General features: G+C 77.8%; 1 pseudogene. It reads left to right on the top strand.

Annotated features, from left to right (window positions below):
• Positions 1–108: 108 nt before the first annotated feature.
• A pseudogene (locus AC2W7G_RS18255) lies at positions 109–555 on the top strand (hypothetical protein); the annotation flags it as partial.

Genomic DNA, 555 nt, shown 5'->3' with positions numbered 1-555 from the left:
GTCGTCGCCCGCGACGCCGGGCGCGGCCGCGACGGGACGCTCGGCCGCGCCTCGGTGCGGACCCGCTAGACCGCCTCCGCCCCTGTCGTCGTCCCCGAAGGTCCCGCTGTGCCTGCCGTCCCCCGCAAGTCCCTGCTGCTGAGCGTCGCCGTCGTCGTGCTGACCGCGTCCACGTTCGTCGCCGCCAGCGGTGACGAGGGGACCCCGGTGGAGCCGACGCCGACCGTCCTCGAGCCGACCCCGTCCCCGAGCCCGAGCGACCCCGTCCCGACGCCCACGGCCAGCCCCACCGCGACGCCGCACGCGCCGGTCGTCGTCATCGGCGACTCGATCTCGTCGGTCGCCGGTACGACCGGTACCGCCGGGGCGTGGCCGGCGAGGACCCGGCCCGGCCGCTCGTGTGGTGGAGCCGGGTGCTGCGTGACGCCGGCGTCGACCGGCCGAGGCCCTGACCCTGACCGAGGGAGCAGCGGCTACCTGCGCCGAGGCGCCCGGACGCCCACCGGTGAGCTGGGCCAGGTGCGCGGGGACCGACCTTCGCCGAGCGCCTCGACG

The organism is Aeromicrobium sp. PFPM2_SD2 (assembly GCF_057364525.1).
This window is presented reverse-complemented; position numbering and strand designations above follow the sequence as displayed.